We start from the raw sequence: 15,469 nt of genomic DNA, 5'->3' as shown, positions 1-15,469 counted from the left end.
TATTGCTTCCTGATGACTAAGGAAAGGAAGCAATCAAAATGGAAATGCTGATGAGCGATAAAATAATTCTACCCGGCGGTGCCGGTCTGGTAGGTCAGAATCTGGTGGTTCACCTGAAAAGAGCGGGATATACCAATCTGGTGGTGCTGGACAAGCACAAGGCCAATCTGGAGATTCTACGTAGCCTGCATCGTGACATTACCGTCGAGTATGCTGATCTGGCAGAACCGGGTGAGTGGGAGCGCCACTTCGAAGGTGCCGCAGCGTTGGTGATGCTGCAGGCACAAATCGGCGCACCCACGCAGGAGCCCTTCGTCCGGAACAATATCACCTCTACCAAGCATGTACTGGCGGCCATCAGGCGCTACAACATTCCCTACACCGTGCATATCAGTTCGTCGGTGGTTGAGTCGGTGGCGAACGATGATTACACCAACACCAAGAAAGAGCAGGAAGAAATGGTGCTGGCCAGTGGCATCAATTGCGTGGTATTGCGGCCGACCCTGATGTTTGGCTGGTTTGATCGCAAGCATCTGGGGTGGCTGTCGCGCTTCATGCAGAAGGTGCCGGTGTTTCCCATTCCCGGTGATGGCCGCTATATGCGCCAGCCGCTGTATGTCGGCGATTTCGCCAGCATTATCGTCAGTTGCCTGAAATCCGGTATTAATGGGCAGGTATTCAATATCAGTGGCCGGGAGAAGATCGACTACGTAGATATCATCCGTGCCATCCGTAAGGCTGTCGCTGCCAGAACCATGCTGTTGCACATTCCCTATGGACTATTCTACGTTTTGCTGAAGACTTGGGCGCTGTTTGACCGCGACCCGCCCTTTACCGCCGATCAGCTCAAGGCATTGGTTGCTCATGACGAATTTGAGGTCATAGATTGGCCTGCCATTTTCCAGGTGACGGCAACACCTTTCAGCAAGGCTGTGGACGCAACTTTCAATGACCCGCAATACAGCCAGGTAGTACTGGATTTCTGAGAATGCAAAAACAACGTATCGCCGTACTGGGAGCCGGTCCAATGGGCTTGGCCGTTGCTTATCAACTGGCTCGCGATGGTCATGTTCCGGTTCTGTTTGAGGCGGATGACCGGGTTGGCGGCATGACTGCCACTTTTGATTTTGATGGCCTGGATATTGAGCGCTACTACCATTTTCATTGCATCTCCGACCATGCCTTCCTGCAGGTGCTGGACGAGTTGAAACTGGGCAGCAAGATGCAATGGGTGGAAACCAAGATGGGTTACTGGTTTCAGAACCGCTTGCAGCCCTGGGGGAATCCGCTGGCCTTGCTCGGTTTCAAAGGGCTGGGCCTGGTGGCGAAGTTCCGTTACGGCCTGCATGCCTTTCTCTGCACCAAGCGTAACGACTGGAAGCCACTGGATCATGTCGAGGCGACTGGCTGGATCCGCCGCTGGGTTGGCGAAGAGGCTTATGAAGTGCTGTGGCGTCGCCTGTTTGATTACAAGTTTTACCACTACAGCTCCAATCTGTCTGCCGCCTGGATCTGGAGCCGTATCCGCCGTATCGGTCGATCACGCTACAGCCTGTTCCGTGAAAAACTGGGTTTTCTGGAGGGCGGCTCGGCGACCTTGTTGCAAGCCATGCGGAATGATATTGCGGCGCATGGCGGGGAGATTCGCCTGAGCACGTCGGTCAACCGGGTGGTGATGGCTGAAGGCAAAGTGCGCGGTGTGGAAACCGCCGCCGGGTTCGAAGCCTTTGACAAGGCCATCAGCACGGTCCCGTTGCCGTTTATCCCCAGAATCATGCCGGACTTGCCCGCAGATGTGCTGCAGAAATTCCAGCAGATCAAGAACATCGCCGTCGTTTGTGTCATTGCCAAGCTGAAAAAGCCGGTAACGGAAAACTTCTGGCTCAACACCAATGACGAGGAAATGGATATTCCTGGCCTGGTGGAATACAGCAATTTGCGCCCGCTAGACCAGCATATTGTCTATGTACCGTTTTACATGCCTTGGGAACATGCCAAGTATGCCGAACCGGATGAAGTGTTCTTGGGCAAAGTGAAGCGCTATCTCAAGAAGATCAATCCGGAGCTGCAGGACGACGATTTCATCGCCATGCGGGCTAGCCGTTATCGTCATGCACAGCCGATCTGCGATCCGGGTTATCTGGAGCAGCTGCCGCCGGCCGCATTGCCGGTTCAAGGCCTGTGGGTGGCGGATACCTCGTATTACTATCCGGAAGACCGTGGCATTTCCGAGAGCATCGGTTATGGCCGGGCACTGGCACAAAAGGCGGTGGCATGATCCGTCACTTCATGTCGCGCCAGTTCCTGGTGTTCCTGCTGACCGGGGGGCTGGCTGCTGCGGTCAATTTTGGCTCGCGCATTGTGTACAACCACTGGTGTGACTTCTCCACCGCGGTAATCCTGGCCTACCTCACCGGGATGATCACTGCTTTTGTGCTGGCCAGAATGTTTGTCTTCAAGCAAAGCAGCCAGTCTATGCACCGTTCTGCGCTGTATTTCACCCTGGTCAATCTGGTTGCGGTGATACAGACTTGGCTGATCAGCATGGGCATGGCGCTCTACCTGTTGCCCATGCTTGGTGTGACCCACTTCAGCCGGGAGATCGCCCACGCCATCGGGGTGGCAGCCCCGGTGTTCACCAGTTATCTGGGACACAAACGCTGGTCTTTCCGCTGATACAGCATGAAGCGGAATCGACCATTACTGACATTTGCTGCACTGACTGCGTGTTATCTGACGGCGCTACTGATTACGGATGCCCGGCATGACATGTTTGCCCGTTTACCGGTGCTCGCCAGCATCATGCCGGTACTGATGGGCATGGCGTTGCTGTCCTTTTTCTTGCGCTATCTGCGCTGGCATTACCTGTTGCAACGTGCCGGACAGGCGCAGCCCTTCTGGCTGGGCTTTTACATTTATCTGTCCGGCTTCGCCTATACCGCCACGCCGGGCAAAGTGGGGGAGCTGATCCGTATTCGCTACCTGCAACGGCTGGGCATATCGCACGAACAGGTCCTGTCAGCTTTTATCTATGAGCGTGGCTGGGATTTATTGGTGGTACTGCTGTTGACCATGCCTGGGATGTTGGCCGCGCCGCTGTTTCCTGTGCTGGCCCTGTTTGTAGGTGTGGTGCTGCTGCTACTGGCCATCCTGATGAGACAGCCGCGCTGGTTGGGACGGTTGCATGCGAAGCTGCGCTGGCACCGTTGCCACAGATCGTATCGGCTCATGCGCCTGTTGCGCCGAGGTATGCGGGGTGGACTGCGTTGGTTGGGCTGGCAAGACCTGGCGGTTGCCGCCGTAGCGGGCGTGGCGGCGTGGTCGCTTACTGCTACGGCCTTTGTCTGGCTGGTGGAATCTTTGTCCCCCGGCATGTCGTGGTTGGCGTTGTTTTCCAGTTACCCACTGGCGATGCTGGCGGGGGCGGCTTCCATGTTGCCGGGCGGCATAGGTTCTACCGAGTCGGTCATCGTGGGCAGCCTGCTGTGGCAGGGCGGTTCGATGGCAACGGCTGTTCTGGCTGCGGTGGGTATCCGCTTTGCCACTATGTGGTTTGCCGTATTGCTGGGGATGGCAGCCATTGTGCTGGCGGAGTGGAAGTTGCCAGAAAGCGCCGCCGTCTGACCCTCCATCCCCATTCTTGCGGGCGGTTCAGTCAGAGCGGGTAGGTAGCTGTGCCAGGCAAGCCTTGTTCAAACGACTGCGCGTGCGATCGAATAGCCAGCCCCACTTGCTGAAATACTGCAAGGCAGAGCGGATATGGGCTTTCAGCAATTTCCGGTCGGTATACGATGCCTTGGCAAAATGATGGGTGACGGTCATCTCCGGCAGATACAGATTGCCAAATCGCACTGCGCAGCGACGTGAGAGATCGACATCCTCCATATACATGAAGAAATTGTCATCAAAGCCGTTCAGCTCCAGCAGCGCCGCGGCGCGGAACAGCATGAAGCAGCCGGATAGCGACGGGGCAAAGAAGGCTTTGTCAAAGTCGGCATGGCGGAGCATGTAGCGCTGGTCCAGCTTCTCTGCCAGCGCGGGCAGGAAACGGCGCGCAAACAGATTGGCCGGGCTGGGGAGCAGCTTGCACAGCTCCTGCTGCGTGCCATCGGGGTAAACGATGCGCGGCATGAACAAGCCCGCTGCGTGTCCACTCAGCCCGGCTAGATAACTGTCCAGATCCGCGCTGTGAAACTGGATGTCCGGATTGCAAATCAGAAAATAATCCGCTTGTCCGGCAAATGCCCGTATGGCCTGATTGTGCCCATGACCATAACCGCCATTGCGGTCAGAGCGGATGTAATGCACCTTGGGCAGTGCCAGCTGTCCGGCCCATTCACAGTCGCCATTATCCACCAGCACCAGACCGTGCAGGCTGTTGCAGCCAAGCAGCGCATCCATGGTGGGTTTCACATCCTGATACTGATGCTTGTACAGCACGATGGACGCAAAAAGCTTGGGCATTTCAGTACTTTCCATTCAGTCCATCCTTCAACCCGCGCCACAGCGAACGCACATAACCCATTTTGTTCTGTCCAAACAGAATCAATACCATCTGATGCACCAGGTTGAAGGCAATTTCCCGTACTGCCAGCAAGGTTGGAACATGCGGCATCTTCAGCAGGAAAAAAGCATTGCGGATGCGGTAATAGCGGCGAAATGCGCTATGCACCGGTACGCGCCATTTCAGCAATTTCAGCGAGTTATCGCCAATGGCGTGCAGCATCTGTACCTGAGGGTTGACATAGATGCTGTAACCCTTGGCCTGCGCACGCAGACACCATTCGGTATCGACATAATCAATGAAGAAGCGCTCATCCATCGGGCCGATGGCGCGTAATGCATCTGTGGCCACCAGACTGCCGGAGGAAATGATTAGCGACGCAGCAAAAGGCTGCTGCATATGCTGGGTATCAATCTTGGTACGTCTACCATAGCGGTCAATATTGACGATCTTGTAATGAAAACCGTGTTTCTTGTCGACAAAGGCGGGGCCAAGCGCCGCTAGATTTGGTTGTTGCGCTTTTATACAAGAAAATGTTTGGGTTTGTTTTTTTAGATAGCTGCTGTCAATGGTGCTATCTTGGTCAAAGAAAAAAATTTGAGTAAAATTATTCTTCTCTGCATATTCGATTCCTATGTTTTGAGCGTGTGCAATTCCAGTGTTTTTTTCTAGAATGAATAGATGTGCCCGATCTAGGGCTTGCACTTTGTTTTTTAGGGAATGTTTGTTTGAAGAATTATTGTCGATGATAACAACAAAAGAGCCTTGTTCTACAAGAGTCTCTGCTAAGCAAATAATATTGCTTAGATCCGGGTTGAAACTTACTATTATTGAGCAAATTTGCATTTTTTTCCGATTGTATTTTCACGCCCCTGTCTGTGGTGTTTTCGCGGTGCGCTATTTTGCAAGTTTTTGATGTTTTATTGTATTGTTTGGTTTGCGAAATTTAATGGAGTAAGAATTTAATTTGATTTTGATGGTAAAGAAGAGGCAAAAAAATCAATAGCTGATTTGGCAAATTTATCAACTGACGCAATGGTACGTTCGTGCTCAGTAATGACTCTAGAAATCTGTAACTCTCGTGTGGATGCGGCCCAGTCTAAGCGGTCAAATCCATATGCAATACCATAGCGATCCTCTTCGCTTGGATACCATTGCTCTTCGCTAATTCCATCATCAGGGATAACAATAGATTCACTGCCGCATAGTATTGCAAAAATGGAATAAGCGGTATATGTATCGTACGATATGAATTGTTTCACTTTTTTTAAAACTGCCGCTACTTCGCTGTGACTCATGCCATCGATCAATATTGAGTCATTCAGATCGTGGACGATTTTCTTTCCTTTTCCTTTTCGAAGACAATATGCAGTGCCTTTTCGCTCTGTAGAGACTCCGTCCATATTGTAGTGTTCGATGGGGAAACTAATTACTCTCAATAAATCATCAGCCATGGTAGAGCCTTCGATTTGGATCGAACGTATTGCATCATTGAATCTATAGTACAACTCTCCTGTGCCATAAAAAACTTGATTTGTATGAAAGCCGGGACGATGCAAGAACCATCTAACAACGTTTTTCGCAGCCACTGGGTTGCCATCAACTATTTCTGGGTAAATCACTATCCACTCGCGGCTGTCACGAACTGAATGGCAGGATTTTAATAGTGGTGTATTGTATTTGGGGTTAAGCTGGAATTTATGAAAAAAAATATAGGAAAACAATTTTATGTCATCATAAATGCCTAAGAAAATCGTTTTTAATCGCTGGCCGTGATAATAAGGTCTAGCATTAATATGGGGATATATATACGAAGAGTATCCCAACTCATTGAGGATGTCGCACAGTTTGTGTAGCACAACGACACCACCAGATGTTTCTTGAAAGGGTGGGGATACCACCAGGAATTTTATAACCACGTACGCTACCTTTATTTGACATCGACTCAATCATAGCCACAAGTGATCACGCTCATCAAACAATCTGAAATGTAGTCTTCATGATTGGATGTAAAAATACATACGGAAATTTTTGGTGGTTTGATTGATGGTTGTGTTTTTGAAGGCACTATTTCAATTTTGGAAAATGTTTCGCTGGATGATTGGTTTTCTATTCAAATGCTTTAATAAGAAAATATTTTGTATTTTACTCTTTGTCTAATTTCTGGCATTGTTACTAACAGCGCGAGAGTCGATGTGAGCATTACCAGTAAAGCTAATGCAAATAAATAGATTCGATTAGGGTGCTCGGGCTGTATAAATTTTGTTACTAGCCACGAAGAGAAAAAGGCTGTTGCCAATGGTGTAAGTGTATCTCGCCATAACCAGCGTGCACGTATAGCTGGGGCTAGCTTTGAAAGAAGAAACGAATTCCAGCCAAGAAAAAGAAGTAGATTAATTCCTGCCCACAACCACCCTGCACCTTCTGCACCATATTGTTTTGCTACCCAAGGCACTGTTGGGATCAATATCATAGCAAAAATCAAATTGCCACGTAGATGCCATTTTATATTGCCAATGGCAAGCTGCATAAGATAAAGCAGTCCTCCAATCGCAATCAAAGTGTTTCCAATAACATAACCTCGCAACACGTTAGCAACGTTAGTCGAAACTGCGTAGTCCCCTGTCCATATGTATACAACAGATTCTGGCATTGCAAAAAGTACGGCACCGATTGGGGCAATCAGCAATACCAGAAGTTGGGTGCATAATATTAGTTCTTCGGTGATTAACTTTGTCCCACCTTGTGAAAACGCCTTTGTCATTCTTGGTTGAAATGCTTGGCTTACTGGTTGTGCTAATATCAAAATACCACTGGCCAATAGTATGGCGATACTATAGTGGCCGTATTTTTCGAGTGACAATATGCCGGACAAAATTAGTTTGTCGAGTTGTGTCAATAATATCCATACTGTACTTGTGAAAGTAAGGCTCGCAATAATGTGGCCATGCTTCTTTAATTCGACATGGTCGAATGTAAATAGTGGAATAGAAATTGGAATTAATTTATTTATTTTGCGCTGGATGCTAAAATATTCAATGAATGCTATTATTGCCCACCAGGAAAATAGCACTTCAATATTGCGCCAAGTGTAAACAATGGGGAGAGATGCAGCAAATCGCAGTGCGTTGAAAAAGGCTAAATTTGCATTTAGCCAAAGTTGTGCCTCCATATTTGCGATGACTCCACGACTGACGCTGGAAAGTAAGCGTGTCAAAGTCATTAGAACTAACAGTGTTAATGAAGTGGATACTGTTTTAGTTTCAAGGTGGGTTTTTTCCAGCCAATTATTTGCTAGCCAAGGTCCTGTAAATACTATTCCTAAAAAGACGAGCAATGACAAACCCGCCATTAGCCAGTCAATTGTGCGGAAAAGTCGTCCAGTTTCATTCCAGTCGGCAGCTCCTCCATGTGCTCGTGCCGCCTGACGACCGACTACTGGAGCCAAGCCTGCGTTGAGTAGCATAACCCATCCCTGAACCAAAGATGCAATTCCCACTAACCCATATGCTTCAGGGCCTAGCCATTTTATATAAAATGGGACAACCCAAAAGCTTAAAACTGTGGATATCAAGGTACCGGCATAGTTGGAAAGAATGTTTTTCTTTAAACTCATGTTTTATTTTTTTTGTCTTCAAGAAATTGAACTTCTAAGTCGAGTAAATTTTTCTTTCTTTCTTTCAATGGCTTTGCCGGTACGCCACCGTAAATTTTGAATGGCTCGCAATCTTTGTTTACTAGACTTAATGCGGCTATGACAGATCCATCGTTTAAGGAAATCCCGGGTAAAATAATTGATCCACTGCCAATAATTACATGTTTTCCAATAAAAACGTCCGCGGAGATGACTCCAGTGTATTTGGGGGGGACTGTCGGATTTGTCATTCTGTCCCCTGTGTAATCATCATTGCTCGAATAGATGGATACGCGTGAGGATAAGCCGCTGTAATCGGAAAGGGAGATTTTTCCTGAACCAATTAGAGAGCTGTAAGCGGCAACGTGAACATAATTTCCTATACTAACCCCTCCATGACCTGCAGAGATTATGCAGAAATCATCAATTCTAACATTGTTTCCAATGGAAATATTTTGAGGGTTGTAAATGGATGCTTTATCTGAAATAAGTACGTTTTCTCCAATTGAAGCAAAGCCCATTGTTGATAGCTGGGTAGCGCTTAGCCAAGCCATTAGATGACACTCCTTATAATTTCACATATGAGCGCTTGCTCTGCTTTGCTGAGCTCCGCATAAATTGGCAGACAAAGTACTTTATTTGCCATTTGGTGTGCAATTGGGAGGTTGTCGCTTTTAGATGATGCTAAGCCACGATACATAGGCATTTCGCTAATTAGTGGATAGAAGTAGCGTCGTGCCAAAATGTTGCTTTGACGTAATTTTTCATACAATTCATCGCGAGTCAGGGGGTAGTTTTCTTCGACAAGAATTGGGAAGTAAGAGTAGTTGCGGGTTGCGTAATTTGATTGAATTGGTATGGTTATTCCAGGCACCTTCCCAAGGTGTATTCGATATTGATCATCAATGTTTTTACGTAAAGCAATTGCTTCGTTAACATATTTTAGTTGTAGCAGGCCAAAGGCGGCCTGGAACTCACTCATTTTCCCATTGATGCCTGGGGCAGTAATCGTAACTTCATCTGCAAACCCGAAGTTCTTTAAGTGGTCGATACGCTGTTTGGTCGTGCTATCACGGCTAATGATGGCGCCACCTTCGAATGTATTGAATACCTTGGTAGCATGAAAACTCAATACGGATAAATCACCGTGACGCAGTAGGCTTTGATTCTTGTAGTTAACGCCAAATGCATGGGCTGCGTCGTATATAACGCGTAAGCCATAGTTGTCCGCAATTCGCTGAATCGCTTCTACATCACACGGGGCTGCATAACAGTGGACTGGCATGATAGCGGTGGTATGCGGAGTAATGGCGGCTTCAATTTTGCTTGGATCAATATTAAAATTTTTAGGATATATGTCAACAAATACTGGTTTTAAATTATTCCATAACAGTGAATGACTAGTGGCAACGAAAGAGAATGGCGTGGTGATAACCTCGCCAGTAATGCGTAGGGCCTGCAATGCAGTAACAAGAGCGATGGTTCCATTGGTAAATAGAGAAATGTGCTGGACGCCGAGATAGTCGCACAATTCGGCCTCTAGTCGCTGATGGAAAGGGCCATTATTAGTTAGCCAGCGGTTTTCCCAGATCTGTTCCAGATAGGGGATGAACTCTTCCAGAGGGGGGAGAAAGGGTTGTGTTACCGGAATAGATTTATTTTGGGATGTTGGCATGTTGATTTAATCAAATGTCTCGGCGGTTTCAAAATGTTTCCCGCAGGCGTCTTTTTCGGATAGCGAAGGTTGTCTGTTAATTGGCCATCCTATGTTTAACTCTGCGGCATTCCAGATAATGCTTCGTTCACTTTTAGGGGAATAATAATTGGTTGCTTTGTAAAGAAATTCTGCCTCATCGGAAAGAGTCAAGAAACCATGTGCAAATCCTTCCGGAATCCATAGCTGTCGTTTGTTTTCCGCTGACAAATTTACCCCAACCCATTGGCCGAAAGTCGGTGATGACTTGCGGATGTCCACAGCCACGTCGAAGACTTCGCCAACCACGCAGCGTACCAGCTTGCCTTGTGCATGGGGCGCTAACTGGTAGTGCAGCCCACGCAGTACTCCTTTAACTGAGCGGGAGTGGTTGTCTTGTACGAAGTCGACCTTGCGGCCAATGGCTTCCTCAAAGCGCTTCTGGTTGAAACTTTCGAAGAAGAAGCCACGGTCGTCGCCGAATACGGCAGGTTCAATGATTTTGACGTCCGCAATGGCGGTATCGATGATTTTCATGAATGGCTAGCTTTCTTACTTCAGCAGCTGCAGCAGATATTGCCCGTAGGCATTTTTCTTCAGCGGTTGCGCCAGCCGTTCCAGGTTGGCGGCATCAATCCACTGTTGCACATAGGCAATTTCTTCCAGGCAAGCCACTTTCAGTCCCTGCCGATTTTCTACGGTTGCAATAAACTGGCTGGCTTCCAGCATGGATTCATGTGTGCCGGTATCCAGCCAGGCATAGCCGCGCCCCATGGTTTGTACGTCAAGCTGGCCTTGCTGTAGGTAGCAGTTGTTAACGTCGGTAATTTCCAGCTCGCCACGGGCAGAGGGTTTTATCGACTTGGCAATATCCACTACCTGGCTGTCGTAGAAATACAGACCGGTTACCGCGTAATTGGACTTAGGCTGGGCGGGCTTTTCTTCAATGGACAATGCCTTGCCCTGGGCGTCGAATTCCACCACGCCGTAGCGTTCCGGGTCGTGTACATGGTAAGCAAATACACTCGCGCCTTCCGCTTTGGCATTGGCCGCCTTTAGCAGTTTCGGGAAGTCATGGCCATGGAAAATGTTGTCGCCAAGAACGAGTGCGGACGGCGCGCCGGCGAGAAATGCCTCGCCAATGATGAACGCCTGCGCGAGCCCATCCGGGCTGGGCTGTACTGCGTATTGCAGGTTGATGCCCCATTGGCTGCCGTCGCCGAGCAATTGCTCAAAGCGCGGGGTGTCTTGCGGGGTGGAGATAATCAGTATGTCCCGGATACCTGCCAGCATCAGCGTGCTTAGCGGGTAATAGATCATCGGCTTGTCGTAGATGGGCAGCAGCTGTTTGCTCACTGCCAGGGTGGCCGGGTACAGGCGGGTGCCGCTACCCCCGGCCAGAATGATGCCTTTTCTACTCATGGACACAATCTCGTTTGTCAACGTTGGTCAAGCTGGGCCATGACGTGCTTTACGCTGTCCTGCCAGTCTGGTAAGTGAATGCCAAAAATTTTCTGAATTTTACTGCAATCCAGCTGTGAGTTGCGTGGTCTGCGCGCTGGCGTCGGGTAGCCTGATGTAGGGATGGGCTGGATGTCTGCGGCGGACAGTTTTAGCGGAAAGCCATGTGTTGCGGCCAACTCAACAACCAGCTGGGCGTACTCGTACCAACTGGTGCTACCGCTGCAGCTGAGATGGTAAAGGCCGCTAGGAAAGTCGCGTTTGTTCCGGCGATATTGCTGAATGATGTGTGCGGTTACATCAGCAAGCAGGCTGGCCGGGGTTGGCGCCCCTATCTGGTCGGCGACGATGCTGAGTTGGTCGCGCTCCTTTGCCAGCCGCAGGATGGTTTTCAGAAAGTTGCCGCCATGTGCACCAAATACCCAGCTGGTACGCAAAGTGGCATGGGCGGCCCCCGCTGCGGCAACGGCCTGTTCCCCGGCCAGTTTGCTGCTCCCATAGACAGATTGAGGGTTGGCCGCATCTGTCTCTGTGTAAGAGCCGTTTTTTTCTCCATCGAACACGTAGTCAGTGGAGTAGTGAATCAATAGTGCTCGGTGCTCTGCAGCCCATGCGGCCATGGTGGAGGGGGCGTCGGCATTCACTCGTTTGGCTGTTGCGGGGTCGCTTTCTGCTTTGTCCACCGCGGTGTAGGCCGCAGGGTTGACGATGATGTCCGGTTGCATGCGGTCCAGTGTTTGTCGAATAGCAGCTACATCGCATAAATCGAGGCTGGATCGGCCCAGACACACAGTCTGGCCTGTCACGGCCAAGGCTCGTTGCAGCTCAAAACCAAGTTGGCCATTGCTCCCGGTAAGCAAAATCCGGGTCATGCTTCGTTCCCATACTGGCGGTCTATCCATTGCCGGTAGCTGCCACTCGTTACTGCATCTGTCCACTCCCGATTTGCCAGGTACCAGGCTACTGTTTTACGAATACCTGTCTCAAAGGTTTCGGCGGGGTTCCAGCCAAGTTCCTGTTCCAGTTTGCGTGCGTCAATCGCGTAGCGGCGGTCATGGCCGGGGCGGTCCGCTACAAAAGTGATTTGCTCTGCATAAGGTTTGCCGTCACTGCGCGGCTGCAATTCGTCAAGCATGGTACAGATGGTATGTACTACGTCCAGGTTGGCTTTTTCGTTCCAGCCACCCACGTTATAGGTTTCGCCCACCTTGCCAGCGGCCAGTACGCGGCGTATTGCAGCGCAGTGGTCCTTTACGTAAAGCCAGTCGCGAATCTGCTGGCCATCGCCGTAAATAGGCAGTGTTTTTCCGGCGATGGCGTTGAGGATCACCAGCGGGATCAGCTTCTCCGGGAAGTGGTAGGGGCCATAGTTGTTGCTGCAATTGGTGGTGACTACCGGCAGGCCATAGGTGTGGTGCCAGGCGCGTACCAGATGATCCGAGGCGGCCTTGCTGGCGGAGTAGGGGCTGTTGGGTTCGTAGCGGTTGGCTTCGCTGAAGGGGGCATCCGTTGCGGCCAACGTACCATAGACCTCATCCGTTGATACGTGCAGGAAGCGGAAGGACGATCGCTCTTCTTCGCTCAAGGTTGCCCAGTAACCACGCACTGCTTCTAGCAAGTTAAAGGTGCCAACGACATTGGTCTGGATGAAATCGCCCGGGCCGTGAATGGAGCGGTCAACATGTGATTCGGCTGCAAAATTGACCACGGCCCTGGGGCGGTGTTCGCGCAAAAGACTGGTTACCAGATCCCGGTCGCCGATATCTCCACGGATAAAGTGATGGCGGGTGTCCCGTTCGAGCGATGACAAAGTTTGCAGGTTGCCGGCGTAGGTAAGCTTGTCGAGATTGACAACTGGTTCACCCTCGCAGGCTAGCCAGTCAAGAACGAAATTGGCGCCGATGAATCCGGCCCCGCCAGTAACAAGAATCATGGGTTAGGGTTCCAAAAGTCAGATTGAGGCCCGAGAGAAAGTCAGGCAGCACACTTGTTTGTTGATGAGACTGCGAAAAATCCGAGTATATCCTACTATCTGTTATCCTCCCGACCCTGCCGCCGGAAGCCTGGCTCCGGTACGGGCTTGGCAAAGGCCTTAACTCTGGACTCGTTTCGCGATGCTGCAAATACTACTGACAGCCATGTTGGTTTCTACCCTTGCTGGCCTTGGCCTCATCAGGTACTCGCATCTACATTCTCGTTTCACCGCTGACACCGATACTGCTGGCGTACAGAAATTTCACGCAATACCGGTGCCGCGTATTGGCGGAATTCCCATCATGTCTGGGTTAGTGGTTGGCTGCGCACTCTCCGGTTATCTCAATACCTCGGTCTGGGTGCTGTTGTTGCTACTATCGACCATCCCCGCATTTGGCTTTGGTCTGCTGGAAGATGTCACCAAGAAGATTGGCCCAATGGCGCGCTTGCTCGCAACGTTTGTGTCGGCAGCGCTGGGATATTTTCTGATTCAGGCGATGCTGACCAGGTTGGGGGTTCCCCTTGTTGATCAGATGCTGGTGCGCTATTGGTGGCTATCCCTCTTGGTGACGATGATTGCCGTCGGTGGGGTGGCGCATGCTTTCAATATCATTGATGGCTACAACGGCTTGTCCGGCATGGTGGCAGTGCTTGTTTTTATTGCCATGGCCTATGTGTGCCTCAAGGTGCATGACGTCCTATTGATGAGCGTATGCATGGCCATGATCGGCGCCGTGCTGGGGTTTCTGTGCTGGAATTTCCCGCGTGGGCTGATTTTTGCCGGTGACGGCGGGGCCTACTTGGTGGGCTTCATGATTGCAGAAGTCTCTGTGCTGCTCGTTGCGCGCAACCCGCAAGTGTCGCCCTGGTTCCCACTACTGTGTGTGATTTACCCGGTGTTCGAGACCTTGTTTTCCATTTACCGCCGTAAGTTCCTGCAAGGCCGAGCGGTGGGCTGTCCTGATGCGCTGCATCTACACCAAATGATCTACCGACGTCTGGTGCGCTGGATGGTGGGGTCACGCGAGGCCCGCCACCTTACCCAGCGTAATAGTCTGACTTCCCCCTATCTTTGGCTGCTCTGTTCATTTTCAGTACTACCAGCCATGCTCTTCTGGAACAAAACGTGGGTGTTGCTGGTGTTTGTGGTGCTTTTTATTGCTGGCTACCTCTATTTGTATCAACTCATTGTGCGCTTCCGCGCCCCGCGATGGTTGACCCTGCGCAAAGGTGGCCAGTGAGGGGGGCTCACAATTGCAGAGTTTCTTCACATCACCCTCTTGAAAGCTGGCAACCCCGTCCCTATGATTAGCACTCGCAGGCAGGGAGTGCTAATCAGTGCTCTCTGCCCACCTACAAGCTAGATCATTGTTCACATAGCTACTGATTCAGGAGAGATCAATGGCAATCCGTCCTCTGCACGACCGTGTTGTTATCAAGCGCCTTGAAGCTGAAGAAAAAACTGCTTCCGGCATCGTTCTGCCGGGCGCCGCTGCCGAGAAGCCGGACATGGGCGAAGTTGTTGCCGTAGGCCACGGCAAGATTCTGGAAAACGGCGACCGCCGCGCGCTGGAATTGAAAGTTGGCGACAAGGTGATCTTCGGCAAGTACTCCGGCCAGACCGTCAAGGTTGATGGCGAAGAGCTGCTGGTAATGCGCGAAGAAGACGTGATGGGCATCGTCGAGTAATCCGACCCCTCACAATTGTTTGATACAGATTCTGGAGATTATTGAGAATGGCTGCTAAAGACGTACGCTTTGGTGATTCCGCCCGCGCCAAGATGGTGGTGGGTGTCAACATTCTGGCTGATGCCGTTAAAGTGACCCTGGGCCCGAAAGGCCGCAATGTGGTACTGGATCGTTCCTTCGGCGCGCCGACCATCACCAAGGATGGTGTTTCCGTTGCCAAGGAAATCGAACTGAAAGACAAGTTCGAGAACATGGGCGCGCAGATGGTGAAGGAAGTTGCTTCCAAGACTTCCGACGTGGCCGGTGACGGTACCACCACAGCTACCGTGCTGGCGCAGGCTATCGTGCACGAAGGCATGAAGTTCGTGACCGCCGGCATGAACCCGATGGACCTGAAGCGTGGCATCGACAAGGCCGTGGTTGCCCTGGTGGGCGAGATCGCCAAGATCGCCAAGCCGTGCGCGACCACCAAGGAAATCGCCCAGGTGGGTTCCATTTCTGCCAACTCCGATAG

General features: G+C 50.7%; 17 protein-coding genes. 7 read left to right on the top strand and 10 right to left on the bottom strand.

The annotated features are described in order from the left end of the window. The first annotated feature begins 38 nt into the window (after positions 1-38). Genes HU218_RS02575 through HU218_RS02560 form a run of 4 tightly spaced genes read left to right on the top strand, consistent with a single transcriptional unit; the run spans position 39 to position 3,624 of the window. Positions 39-986: an NAD-dependent epimerase/dehydratase family protein gene (locus HU218_RS02575; RefSeq protein ID WP_217450691.1), complete on the top strand. Its 948-nt coding sequence runs from the start codon at positions 39-41 to the stop codon at positions 984-986. Between the two features lie 2 nt (positions 987-988). Then, positions 989-2,278 (top strand): NAD(P)/FAD-dependent oxidoreductase, encoded by a 1,290-nt coding sequence (locus HU218_RS02570; protein ID WP_174873388.1) that lies wholly within the window; start codon positions 989-991, stop codon positions 2,276-2,278. Beyond that, on the top strand, positions 2,275-2,676 hold the full coding sequence (locus tag HU218_RS02565; protein ID WP_174873387.1) for a GtrA family protein: 402 nt from the start codon (positions 2,275-2,277) through the stop codon (positions 2,674-2,676). Before HU218_RS02570 ends, HU218_RS02565 begins: the two co-directional genes overlap by 4 nt. 6 nt (positions 2,677-2,682) lie before the next feature. Next, positions 2,683-3,624 (top strand): lysylphosphatidylglycerol synthase transmembrane domain-containing protein, encoded by a 942-nt coding sequence (locus tag HU218_RS02560; protein WP_174873386.1) that lies wholly within the window; start codon positions 2,683-2,685, stop codon positions 3,622-3,624. Between the two features lie 27 nt (positions 3,625-3,651). Here the strand turns inward: HU218_RS02560 and HU218_RS02555 are convergent, their stop codons facing one another. The 10 genes from HU218_RS02555 to rfbB form a co-directional block, all read right to left on the bottom strand. Next, positions 3,652-4,464 carry a glycosyltransferase gene (locus HU218_RS02555; protein ID WP_174873385.1) on the bottom strand — a complete coding sequence of 271 codons (813 nt, stop codon included), beginning with the start codon at positions 4,462-4,464 and terminating at the stop codon, positions 3,652-3,654. Between the two features lies 1 nt (position 4,465). Beyond that, entirely contained in the window at positions 4,466-5,350 is an 885-nt protein-coding gene (locus HU218_RS02550; RefSeq protein ID WP_174873384.1) for a glycosyltransferase family 2 protein, read from the bottom strand. A gap of 116 nt (positions 5,351-5,466) precedes the next feature. Next, positions 5,467-6,423, bottom strand: a complete 957-nt coding sequence (locus tag HU218_RS02545) for a WavQ (protein ID WP_174873383.1) — start codon at positions 6,421-6,423, stop codon at positions 5,467-5,469. A gap of 203 nt (positions 6,424-6,626) precedes the next feature. Beyond that, on the bottom strand, positions 6,627-8,120 hold the full coding sequence (locus tag HU218_RS02540; protein ID WP_174873382.1) for a lipopolysaccharide biosynthesis protein: 1,494 nt from the start codon (positions 8,118-8,120) through the stop codon (positions 6,627-6,629). Continuing rightward, the gene (locus tag HU218_RS02535) at positions 8,117-8,692 is read right to left on the bottom strand and encodes an acyltransferase (protein WP_174873381.1); all 576 of its coding nucleotides are present in this window, start codon (positions 8,690-8,692) and stop codon (positions 8,117-8,119) included. Before HU218_RS02535 ends, HU218_RS02540 begins: the two co-directional genes overlap by 4 nt. Next, positions 8,692-9,813 carry a DegT/DnrJ/EryC1/StrS family aminotransferase gene (locus HU218_RS02530; protein WP_174873380.1) on the bottom strand — a complete coding sequence of 374 codons (1,122 nt, stop codon included), beginning with the start codon at positions 9,811-9,813 and terminating at the stop codon, positions 8,692-8,694. Before HU218_RS02530 ends, HU218_RS02535 begins: the two co-directional genes overlap by 1 nt. Before the next feature lie 6 nt (positions 9,814-9,819). Further along, positions 9,820-10,368, bottom strand: a complete 549-nt coding sequence (gene rfbC / locus HU218_RS02525; RefSeq protein ID WP_174873379.1) for a dTDP-4-dehydrorhamnose 3,5-epimerase — start codon at positions 10,366-10,368, stop codon at positions 9,820-9,822. A gap of 15 nt (positions 10,369-10,383) precedes the next feature. Beyond that, the gene (rfbA, locus tag HU218_RS02520) at positions 10,384-11,253 is read right to left on the bottom strand and encodes a glucose-1-phosphate thymidylyltransferase RfbA (RefSeq protein ID WP_174873378.1); all 870 of its coding nucleotides are present in this window, start codon (positions 11,251-11,253) and stop codon (positions 10,384-10,386) included. A 17-nt stretch (positions 11,254-11,270) separates the two neighbouring features. Further along, positions 11,271-12,164, bottom strand: coding sequence for a dTDP-4-dehydrorhamnose reductase (gene rfbD / locus HU218_RS02515; RefSeq protein WP_174873377.1), 894 nt, complete (start codon positions 12,162-12,164; stop codon positions 11,271-11,273). Beyond that, complete coding sequence (gene rfbB / locus HU218_RS02510; RefSeq protein ID WP_174873376.1) at positions 12,161-13,225, bottom strand: dTDP-glucose 4,6-dehydratase; 1,065 nt, start codon at positions 13,223-13,225, stop codon at positions 12,161-12,163. The genes rfbD and rfbB overlap by 4 nt, the downstream gene beginning before the upstream one ends. A gap of 181 nt (positions 13,226-13,406) precedes the next feature. On the opposite strand from rfbB, the gene HU218_RS02505 reads away from it, so the two are divergent. From HU218_RS02505 to HU218_RS02495, 3 genes are all read left to right on the top strand, one after another. Continuing rightward, positions 13,407-14,507, top strand: a complete 1,101-nt coding sequence (locus tag HU218_RS02505; RefSeq protein ID WP_174873375.1) for an MraY family glycosyltransferase — start codon at positions 13,407-13,409, stop codon at positions 14,505-14,507. Positions 14,508-14,667: 160 nt separating this feature from the next. Continuing rightward, a complete protein-coding gene (gene groES / locus HU218_RS02500) occupies positions 14,668-14,955 on the top strand; it encodes a co-chaperone GroES (RefSeq protein WP_174873374.1) in 288 nt (95 codons plus the stop codon). A gap of 47 nt (positions 14,956-15,002) precedes the next feature. Next, positions 15,003-15,469, top strand: a 467-nt coding sequence (locus HU218_RS02495) for a TCP-1/cpn60 chaperonin family protein (RefSeq protein ID WP_281357098.1), incomplete at its 3' end; no start/stop codon positions are given.

The organism is Vogesella oryzae, from assembly GCF_902829295.1.
Taxonomy (GTDB): domain Bacteria; phylum Pseudomonadota; class Gammaproteobacteria; order Burkholderiales; family Chromobacteriaceae; genus Vogesella; species Vogesella oryzae.
This window is presented reverse-complemented; position numbering and strand designations above follow the sequence as displayed.